Below are 9,121 nucleotides of genomic sequence, written 5' to 3'. Positions count from 1 at the left end.
GCAGGGTGAATGGCTCCCGAGCCTAATCGTCGCCAACCGTCAGCGTCACCCGATCTCCGGCGAACCAGGTGCGGCCAAATTCAATCGGCACCCCGTTCAGATCCACCGAGATCCCGGTGGTGCGCAGGATCGGCGCCCCTTCCGAGATACGCAGATGCAGCGCCTGTGTGGCGGTGGCCAGCTTGGCGGTGATGCGGGTCTCGCGCCGGGGGTAATCGGCGACACCGCAGGCCTTTAGCGCCTCGGTGATCGAGGCCGTCTCCTCCAGCGCCGCCTGAATGCCGGGCAGCCGCGCGGCGGGAAACACCGCGCGCGCCAGCGCCACCGGGTGGTCGTCGGCGTAGGAGAGCCCCTCGTAGACCAGCACCGGATCGCCCGGTTCCAGCTCCAGCGCATCCGCCTCGCGGCTGTCGGCGGCGCGGGCCTCCAGCAGCAGCAGCTTCTTGCGCGGCACCCGACCGGCGCGACGGATGTTCTGGTGAAAGCGGATGCGTTTGCCCACCGGGTAATCCGTCGGCCGTGCCGCCACAAACACCCCGGCGCCGCGGCGGGCATGCACCAGCCCTTGCTCCGCCATCTGCGCCAGCGCCCGGCGCACCGTGTGCCGGTTGACCCCGAAACGCGTCGCCAATTGTGCCTCTGCCGGCAGCTTCTCGCCGGTGGCGTAGCGCTCTTGCGCGATGTCATCGGTCAGGGCGATGGCGATCGACTTCCAGACCGGGGTGCGTGCGGGGGCAGGGGGCATGTCATCAAACTTTCGCAATTCACGGGCTTGCGCATCGGGGCGCGGACTCTGTATTATTTGTCTAGTTGTATAGTATATATAGACAGCTTGCCAAGGGGCGACAGAACAGATGACACAGGAAAATTTGCGCCAGGAGCTTTCCCAGGCCGCGCGCAAGGAATGGATGAGCCTTCTGGCCACGGCGCCCGAGCCCCGGCTGGCGGCGCTGTTTGACGGGCTCGACGCGGCGCCCGGCCATGACTGGCTGCGCGCGCCCGAGGTGGGCGGCGTGATGCTGCGGGGCCGCACGGGTGCCAGCGGGGCGCCCTTCAACCTCGGCGAGATGAGCGTCACCCGCTGCACGCTCAAACTGCCCTGCGGCGCGGTGGGACATGGCTATGTGCAGGGCCGCAGCAAGCGGCAGGCGGAGCTGGCGGCCAAGCTTGACGCGATGATGCAGACCGAGGCGGCGGCAGAGGTGGAGGAGAAGATCCTCACCCCCCTGCGCCAGGACCGCAGCGCCCGCAAAGAGGCCCGCGCCGCCAGGGCTGCGGCCACCAAAGTCGAGTTTTTCACCATGGTACGGGGCGAAGATTGATGGACCAGTTGAGCGAAACACCCACCGATATCTATGCCGGTGGCTTTGCCGATCCCCCGGCCGATGCGGCCCACGGCTTTCGCGCCGTGATGGAAGTGCTGGCCCGCCCCGGCGAGATCCGTTCCCTCAGTGGCGGCTGCGCGCCCGAGGGGCTCAGCCCCGCCGCTGCCAGCCTGCTGCTGACGCTCTGTGATCCCGAAACCGGGATCTATCTCGCGCCGGATGTGGACAGTCCCGCCCTGCGCGGCTGGCTGGCCTTTCACACCGGCGCGCCGCTGGTTGCGGCAGCCGAGGCCGACTTTGCGGTGGGGGGCTGGGAGGCCCTGATGCCGCTGGAGCAATATAAAATCGGCACCGCCGAATACCCGGACCGCTCGGCCACATTGGTGGTGGAGCTGCCCGCGTTCACCAGCCCCAACGCGCGGCTGACCGGCCCCGGTATCAAGGACAGCGCCGCGATGGCGCTGCCGGATGTGGCGGCGCTTCAGCGCAATGCCATGCTTTATCCGCTGGGGGTGGATGTCTTTTTTACCAGCGGGGCGCAGGTCATGGGCCTGCCCCGCTCCAGCCAGATCACAGCGGAGGGCTGAGCCATGTATGTAGCCGTAAAAGGCGGCGAGCGCGCCATCGACAACGCCCATGCCTGGCTCGCCGAGGAACGCCGGGGTGACCCCAGCGTGGCCGAGCTTTCGCTGGCGCAGATCCGCGAACAGCTGAAGCTCGCGGTGAACCGGGTGATGGCCGAAGGCTCGCTCTATGATCCCGATCTGGCAGCGCTGGCGATCAAGCAATCGCGCGGCGACCTGATCGAGGCGATCTTTCTCATTCGCGCCTATCGCACCACCCTGCCGCGCTTTGGCTGCTCCCTGCCGGTGGAGACCGGCGAAATGGCCTGCGACCGCCGCATTTCCGCTACCTTCAAGGATGTGCCCGGCGGGCAGGTGCTGGGGCCGACGTTTGACTACACCCATCGCCTGCTGGATTTCAAACTGGCGGCGGAAGGCGAGACCCCCGAGGCCCCGCGTGCGGCACCCCGGCAGGAGCCAACACCGCATGTGACGTCTTTCCTCGGCAGCGAGGATCTGATCCAGCCCGAACCCGCGAGCGAGGCAACGCCCAGGGATATCACCCGCGCGCCGATGGCCTTTCCGGCGGATCGCAGCACCCGGCTGCAATCACTGACGCGCGGCGACGAGGGCTTCATCCTCGGCATGGCCTATTCGACCCAGCGCGGCTATGCGCGCAACCACGCCTTTGTCGGCGAGCTGCGCATCGGCACGGTGCCTGTGGAGATGGAGATCCCCGAGCTGGGCTTTGCCATCGAGATCGGCGAGGTCGAGCTGACCGAATGCGAGACGGTGAACCAGTTCAAGGGCTCCAAGGTTGAGCCGCCGCAATTCACCCGCGGCTATGGGCTGGTGTTCGGCCAGAGCGAGCGCAAGGCGATTGCCATGGCGCTGGTGGACCGGGCGCTGCGCTGGAAGGAGCTGGGCGAGGATAACCTCGGGGCCGCCGCGCAGGACGAGGAATTTGTCCTCAGCCATTGCGACAACATCCAGGCCACGGGGTTTTTGGAACATATCAAGCTGCCCCATTACGTGGATTTTCAGGCCGAGCTGGAACTGGTGCGCAAGCTGCGCGCCGAGGCGGAGGCCGCGCGCGCCGTGACCGATGCCGAGCAAGCACAGGAGGCGGCGGAATGAGATCAGTCGTCGCCAATTTCGGCGCTGGGATCACCTTGCTGGCCGAGCTTTCTCCAGTCAATTCCAAAGCCGTCAAAAGCCGCGAAAATCACAAAAGCAACAGCCGCCGTGATCGCGATGCCAACTGCAATCAAAGTCTCCAAAGCAACCTCCTTGAGGGTTCTGAACGCTGGGCGAAGAGGATTCTCCATGTCTGACTATAATTTTGCCTATCTCGACGAACAAACCAAGCGGATGATCCGGCGCGCGATCCTCAAGGGGCTCGCCATTCCCGGCTATCAGGTGCCCTTTGCCAGCCGCGAAATGCCCATGCCCTATGGCTGGGGGACCGGCGGCGTGCAGGTCTCGGCGGCGGTGCTGACGCCCGAGGATTGTTTCAAGGTGATCGACCAGGGCGCCGATGACACCACCAATGCGGTCTCGATCCGCAAGTTCTTTGAGCGCACCGCCGGTGTGGCAACCACCGAGGAAACGGAGAAGGCGAGCATCATCCAGACCCGCCACCGCATCCCCGAGGCGGCGCTGCGCGAGGATCAGATCCTGGTCTATCAGGTGCCGATCCCGGAACCGCTGCGGTTTCTGGAGCCGCGCGAGACCGAGACCCGCAAGATGCACGCGCTGGAGGAATACGGGCTGATGCATGTGAAGCTCTACGAGGATATCTCGCAGCATGGGGCGATCGCGACCTCCTACGCCTATCCGGTCAAGGTCGAGGGCCGCTATGTGATGGACCCCTCGCCGATCCCGAAGTTCGACAACCCCAAGATGGAAATGGCAGCGATCCAGCTGTTTGGCGCCGGGCGCGAACAGCGCATCTATGCGGTGCCGCCCCATACGCGCGTCGTGTCGCTGGATTTTGAGGATTATCCCTTTGAAGCGGCCAAGGCCGATCACGCTTGCGATCTCTGCGCGGCCGAGGACAGCTATCTGGACGAGGTGATCCTGGATGACGCGGGCGGGCGGATGTTTGTCTGCTCGGACACCGATTATTGCCGCAGCCGGCGGGATGCGGGCCATGTCGGACGTCTGGGCGAGGTGGCCGCATGACGCACCGGGGTTCAAAAAATTGGAAATTTTTTGCCCGGATTTTTTCAAAAAATCCGGCGATGGGAGCAGAGCGATGACGCCTCTTTTACACGTGAATTCCGTGGCGAAACGCTATGGGGCCCATATTGGCTGCCTTGATGTCAGCTTTGATCTGTATCCAGGCGAGGTGATGGGGATCGTGGGTGAATCCGGGTCCGGCAAATCGACGCTGTTGAATTGTCTTGCCGGGCATCTGGAACCCGATGAGGGGCAGGTGGTCTTTGACACCCGCCAGAACGGTCCCCAGGACACTGTCACCATGTCCGAACCCGAGCGGCGCCTGCTCAGCCGCACCGACTGGGCCTTTGTGCATCAGCACGCCCGAGACGGCTTGCGCATGTCGGTCTCGGCGGGGGGCAATATCGGCGAGCGGCTGATGGCGGTGGGCGATCGCCACTATGGCAGGATCCGCGCCGCCGCCGTTGACTGGCTCGACCGGGTGGAGATTGCCGAGGATCGGGTGGACGACCGCCCCACGGCGTTTTCCGGCGGCATGCAGCAGCGGCTGCAAATCGCCCGCAATCTGGTCACCGGCCCGCGACTGGTGTTCATGGATGAACCCACCGGGGGGCTGGATGTCTCGGTGCAGGCGCGGCTTCTGGATCTCTTGCGCGGCTTGGTGCGTGAAATGGGGCTTTCGGCGATCATCGTCACCCATGACCTTGCGGTGGTGCGGCTGCTGGCGGATCGGCTGATGGTGATGAAATCCGGCCATGTGGTTGAAACCGGCCTCACAGATCAGGTGCTTGACGACCCGCAACATGCCTATACTCAGCTTCTGGTCTCTTCAGTGCTACAGGTGTGACGCATGCTTTTTGCCTATACGATGGATAACGCAACCCTGACCCCGCTGCCCGAGGGCGCGCCGCTGGAGGAGGCCCATTGGGTCGATCTCTACCGGCCGCAACCCGAACAGGTGGCGCGGGTCCAGGCGCTGGGGGTCGACGTGCCGACCCTTGCGGATATGGAGGAAATCGAGATTTCCAACCGCTTCTATCGTGCGGGCAAGGTGGATGTGCTGACCGTATCTTTGCCGGGGCTCGACCCCGAGAAAACCCGCATCTTCGGCCCTGTCGCCTGTCTGCTGGGGCCGGATCGGCTGATCACCGTGCGCTATCATGCGCCGCGCCCCTTTGTGACCTTGCAGGCCCATGCCGAGGGCAGCAATGCGGGCTGCAAGACGGTGGCGCATCTCTTCCTGACCCTGATGGAGGAGATCGTCGCCCGCATGGCCGACCTCCTCGAAGGGGTGGGGCGCGAGTTGGACGAGCGCGCCGCGCATCTGTTTGACGACAAGGGCGTCTGGGGCGATGCGCTGGAGGTGATGCTGCGGGACGTGGGCCGCGCGGGCGAGATGCTGGCCAAGTATCGCCACTGCCTGCTGACGCTGGAGCGCGCGCTCTCCACCTTCGGGGTCGGTCATGACGCCAAGGATCTGCGCAGCTACACCAAGGCGACCGGGCGCGATATCCAGGCGCTTCTGGTGCATGCGGATTTCCTGTCGGGGCGGATTGCGCATCTCACCGATGTGATCCTCGGCATGGTTACCCTGGAACAGGGCATCACGGGGCGCATTGTCTCCGTGGTGGCCGTGATCTTTCTGCCGCCGACCCTGGTGGCCTCTGTCTATGGCATGAACTTTGAATATCTGCCCGGCGTGCATTCCGATTACGGCTGGATGATCGCCACCGGCCTGATGGCCCTGTCGGCGCTGGGCACGCTTCTCTTCTTTCGCTGGAAAGGCTGGTTATGACCACGTCCCATACCCCTATGATCGACATCCGAGATGTCTCCAAGAGCTTCATTCTGCACAATCAGGGCAGCGCCCTGATCCCGGTGATGGAGGGCGCGACGCTCGCTGTCAGCCCCGGCGAATGCGTCGGGCTGGTGGGGGCCTCGGGGGCGGGGAAATCGACCCTGATGCGGCTCATCTACGGCAATTACCTCGCCGCCTCCGGCCAGATCCTGATCGGCGGGCTGGATGTGGCCAGCGCCGAGCCGCGCCAGATCCTGGAGCTGCGCCGCAGCACATTGGGCTATGTCAGCCAGTTCCTGCGGGTGGTGCCAAGGGTGGCGACGCTGGATGTGGTAGCGGAACCGCTGCTGGCCGTCGGCACGCCGCTTGAGGCCGCCCGCGATCGCGCCGCGACACTGCTGGCGCAGCTCAACATCCCCGAGCGCCTCTGGTCGCTGAGCCCCACCACCTTTTCCGGCGGCGAGCAGCAGCGGGTGAATATCGCCCGGGGCTTTGCCTATGATTACCCGGCGATGCTGCTGGACGAGCCGACCGCCAGTCTGGACGCGCAGAACCGTGCCACCGTGCTGGGCCTGATCGCGCAGGCCAAGGCGCGTGGCGCGGCGATCATCGGCATTTTCCACGACGAGGCCGCCCGCGAGCAGGTCTGTGACCGCTTTGTCGATGTCTCCGCCTTCGCCCCCAGGGCCGCCGCATGAGCGCGCCTGCCGACGCTTCCCAGCGCAAAGGGCCGGTGATCGCCGTCGTTGGCCCCTCTGGCGTCGGCAAGGACAGCCTGATGCAAGGGCTGGCGGTCGCTGATCCCCGCCTGCGCGCCATGCGCCGGGTCATTACCCGCGCGCCCGAGGCGGGCGGCGAGGACTATCAACCGGTCACCGAGGCGGAATTCGAGGCGCTGGCGACGGCGGGCGTCTTTGCGCTCCACTGGCGCGCCCATGGGCTGCGCTATGGCATCCCCCGCGATATCGAGGCGCTGCGCATCGGCGCTTCGGGCGTGCTGGTCAACCTGTCGCGGGCGGTGCTCTTGCAGGCGCAAGAGGTGTTTGACGACTTCCGGGTGATCTCGGTCACCGCCACGCCGGAGGTGCTGGCGGCCCGGCTCGCCGCACGCGGGCGCGAGGATGCGGCAGAGGTGCAGCGCCGACTCTCCCGCGCCAGCCTCGCCCTGCCGGAGGGGCTCGCGCAGCTCTTTGAGGTCGATAACAGCGGCGCATTGGGCAAGGCCGTCGCCGCCGCGCAGGCGATCATTCAGGCCGAGAGGGCATAGCGTTGGATCAGGTGAAACCGCCCATCCGGCGCCTCGCCCATCAGCGCCAGATCGCGGATGACAAAGGGCTTTGGCAACACAGGCGCCAGTTCGGTCGCGAGATAGGCCTCGACCGCGGGCAGATCGCCCTTTGGCAGCTTGCCGGTCAGGGTGATGTGAAAGCGGAACTGCTCCAGCACGTAAGGGTAGCCCCAGCGCGTGAGGTTCTGCTCCTGCTCGGGGCTGAGGTTGGCCGCGCGGCGGCGCTCCAGCTCGGCTTCGGAGGCCGGGGCGCGGAAGGCATCCAGCTCCGTGACGCAGGCCGCTGCCAGCGCGTTCAGCGCCGCCTCATCGCCCAGGGGGCGCAGCGCCAGGAACCGGCCGAGGCGGGCGATTTCCAGCCCCTGCAAGCTCACCGGGGCCTGATGGCTGGCAAGGGCGGCACAGGCGGCGCGCAGCTGGGCCTCATCGCGGCCCTCGGCCAGCCGCATCGGCGGCTTCATCGTCGCATGCAGCCCGTATTTGCGCGGCGTGGCGGTGATGGACGCCACATCCAACCCCTCGGCGGCGAGTGGCGAGAGCTCCGTCCCGGCCTCCATATCCCAGCCCAGCCATTGGGTCGCCCAATTGCTCCACGCCGCATCGGCGGGGGGCGCATAATAGATCGCATATCGCGTAAATGTCACATTGGCCTCCTAGAACATGGGCCTTCTCTACCTCGAAAGATGTGAATTCCAGATGACACAAGAGCTGATCCTTGCCAATGCCACGCTGATCCTTGCTGGCGAAACCCGCACCGGCGCCCTCAGGATTGTTGACGGGGTGATCGCCGATATCAGCGAGGGCGCGGCCGTGCCTGCGGGGGCGCAGGACCTTGGCGGCGATTTCCTCGCGCCGGGGCTGATCGAGCTGCACACCGACAATCTGGAACGCCATATCGAGCCGCGCCCCGGCGTCGACTGGCCCCACGCGGCGGCGATCATCGCCCATGACGCGGAGCTCGCCTCCACCGGTATCACCACGGTGTTCGACGCCATGCGCTGCGGCTCGATCCCCAGCGGCAAAAAGGGCGGCTACAAGAAATATGCCCGCCAGCTGGCCAGCGAAATGCTGGAGCTGCGCGGCAAGGATATGTTGAAAATCAGCCACTTCCTGCATCTGCGGGCAGAGGTTTGCTCCGAAACCCTGGCCGAGGAGCTGTCGGAATTCACGGAACAGGATCGCGTCGGGCTGGTCAGCCTGATGGACCACACCCCGGGGCAGCGCCAGTTCCGCGATATCTCCAAGCTGGAGCAATATGTGAAATCCAAACGCGGCATGTCGGATGCGGAATTCATCGACCACGTGGCGCGGCTGAAGGATCTCAGGGCGCAATACGGCGACCTGCACGAGGCCGCCACGGTGGCGGAGGCGGCGCGTTTTGGTGCGGTGCTGGCCAGCCATGATGACACCACCGCCGCGCAGGTCGCGGTCTCGGCGGGGTATGGCATCCGACTGGCGGAATTCCCCACCACGGCAGAGGCTGCCCGCGCCTGTCACGACCACGGCATCGCGGTGATGATGGGGGCGCCGAACCTGATCCGGGGCGGCTCGCATTCGGGCAATGTGGCCGCGCAGGAGCTGGCAGAGCTGGAGCTTCTGGATATCGTCTCGTCGGATTACATCCCGGCGGCGCTGTTGCAGGCGGCGGTCAAGCTGGGCGAGATCTGGGGCGATCTGGCACGCGGCATCGCCACGGTGACGGCAGCGCCCGCGCGGGCCGTGGGGCTGACGGATCGTGGCGAAATCGCCCTCGGCAAACGCGCCGACCTGCTGCGTTTTGGCCTTGGCGAGGGCACGCCGATGCCGCGCGCCGTGTATTCCCGCGGGCAACGCGTGGCGTGATCTGCCCTCTGCCGCTGGACGTGGCTCGGTAATTCAGCGGAGCGCGCCCCAAATTGGGGCGCGCGCTTTGTTTGTAAAAGGGCAAGGGGAGAGGCGACATGCCACTGCTCTTGCTGGTGCTCTG

12 protein-coding genes are annotated in these 9,121 nt (G+C 65.8%); 9 read left to right on the top strand and 3 right to left on the bottom strand.

The window, feature by feature from the left end:
* Positions 1-22: 22 nt before the first annotated feature.
* On the bottom strand, positions 23-745 hold the full coding sequence (gene phnF, locus HCZ87_RS18145; protein ID WP_167646080.1) for a phosphonate metabolism transcriptional regulator PhnF: 723 nt from the start codon (positions 743-745) through the stop codon (positions 23-25).
* Between the two features lie 109 nt (positions 746-854).
* Here phnF and phnG point away from each other — a divergent pair, with 109 nt between their 5' ends.
* Genes phnG through HCZ87_RS18130 form a run of 3 tightly spaced genes read left to right on the top strand, consistent with a single transcriptional unit; the run spans position 855 to position 3,025 of the window.
* On the top strand, positions 855-1,322 hold the full coding sequence (gene phnG / locus HCZ87_RS18140) for a phosphonate C-P lyase system protein PhnG (protein WP_167646078.1): 468 nt from the start codon (positions 855-857) through the stop codon (positions 1,320-1,322).
* Positions 1,322-1,912 carry a phosphonate C-P lyase system protein PhnH gene (gene phnH / locus HCZ87_RS18135; protein WP_167646076.1) on the top strand — a complete coding sequence of 197 codons (591 nt, stop codon included), beginning with the start codon at positions 1,322-1,324 and terminating at the stop codon, positions 1,910-1,912. The genes phnG and phnH overlap by 1 nt, the downstream gene beginning before the upstream one ends.
* 3 nt (positions 1,913-1,915) lie before the next feature.
* Entirely contained in the window at positions 1,916-3,025 is a 1,110-nt protein-coding gene (locus HCZ87_RS18130) for a carbon-phosphorus lyase complex subunit PhnI (RefSeq protein ID WP_167646074.1), read from the top strand.
* 2 nt (positions 3,026-3,027) lie between these two features.
* On the opposite strand, the gene HCZ87_RS18125 is transcribed toward HCZ87_RS18130, so the two are convergent.
* Positions 3,028-3,168, bottom strand: a complete 141-nt coding sequence (locus HCZ87_RS18125) for a hypothetical protein (RefSeq protein WP_167646072.1) — start codon at positions 3,166-3,168, stop codon at positions 3,028-3,030.
* A gap of 46 nt (positions 3,169-3,214) precedes the next feature.
* Here HCZ87_RS18125 and HCZ87_RS18120 point away from each other — a divergent pair, with 46 nt between their 5' ends.
* The 5 genes from HCZ87_RS18120 to phnN all read left to right on the top strand — a co-directional run bounded on the left by HCZ87_RS18120 (position 3,215) and on the right by phnN (position 7,134).
* Positions 3,215-4,072 (top strand): alpha-D-ribose 1-methylphosphonate 5-phosphate C-P-lyase PhnJ, encoded by an 858-nt coding sequence (locus HCZ87_RS18120; protein WP_167646070.1) that lies wholly within the window; start codon positions 3,215-3,217, stop codon positions 4,070-4,072.
* A 73-nt stretch (positions 4,073-4,145) separates the two neighbouring features.
* Entirely contained in the window at positions 4,146-4,916 is a 771-nt protein-coding gene (gene phnK, locus HCZ87_RS18115; RefSeq protein WP_167646068.1) for a phosphonate C-P lyase system protein PhnK, read from the top strand.
* Between the two features lie 3 nt (positions 4,917-4,919).
* On the top strand, positions 4,920-5,864 hold the full coding sequence (locus HCZ87_RS18110) for a magnesium transporter CorA family protein (protein WP_167646066.1): 945 nt from the start codon (positions 4,920-4,922) through the stop codon (positions 5,862-5,864).
* 17 nt (positions 5,865-5,881) lie between these two features.
* A complete protein-coding gene (gene phnL / locus HCZ87_RS18105) occupies positions 5,882-6,565 on the top strand; it encodes a phosphonate C-P lyase system protein PhnL (RefSeq protein ID WP_167646082.1) in 684 nt (227 codons plus the stop codon).
* Entirely contained in the window at positions 6,562-7,134 is a 573-nt protein-coding gene (gene phnN / locus HCZ87_RS18100; protein WP_167646064.1) for a phosphonate metabolism protein/1,5-bisphosphokinase (PRPP-forming) PhnN, read from the top strand. The genes phnL and phnN overlap by 4 nt, the downstream gene beginning before the upstream one ends.
* Here phnN and HCZ87_RS18095 read toward each other — a convergent pair.
* Positions 7,116-7,799, bottom strand: a complete 684-nt coding sequence (locus HCZ87_RS18095) for a DUF1045 domain-containing protein (RefSeq protein WP_167646062.1) — start codon at positions 7,797-7,799, stop codon at positions 7,116-7,118. The two genes, phnN and HCZ87_RS18095, sit on opposite strands and share 19 nt — an antisense overlap.
* A 52-nt stretch (positions 7,800-7,851) precedes the next feature.
* Between HCZ87_RS18095 and HCZ87_RS18090 the strand changes: the two genes are divergently transcribed.
* Positions 7,852-8,997 carry an alpha-D-ribose 1-methylphosphonate 5-triphosphate diphosphatase gene (locus tag HCZ87_RS18090; RefSeq protein ID WP_167646060.1) on the top strand — a complete coding sequence of 382 codons (1,146 nt, stop codon included), beginning with the start codon at positions 7,852-7,854 and terminating at the stop codon, positions 8,995-8,997.
* The last annotated feature ends 124 nt before the right edge of the window (positions 8,998-9,121 follow it).

Source organism: Phaeobacter sp. HF9A (genome assembly GCF_011806385.1).
Taxonomy (GTDB): Bacteria; Pseudomonadota; Alphaproteobacteria; order Rhodobacterales; family Rhodobacteraceae; genus Epibacterium.
This window is presented reverse-complemented; position numbering and strand designations above follow the sequence as displayed.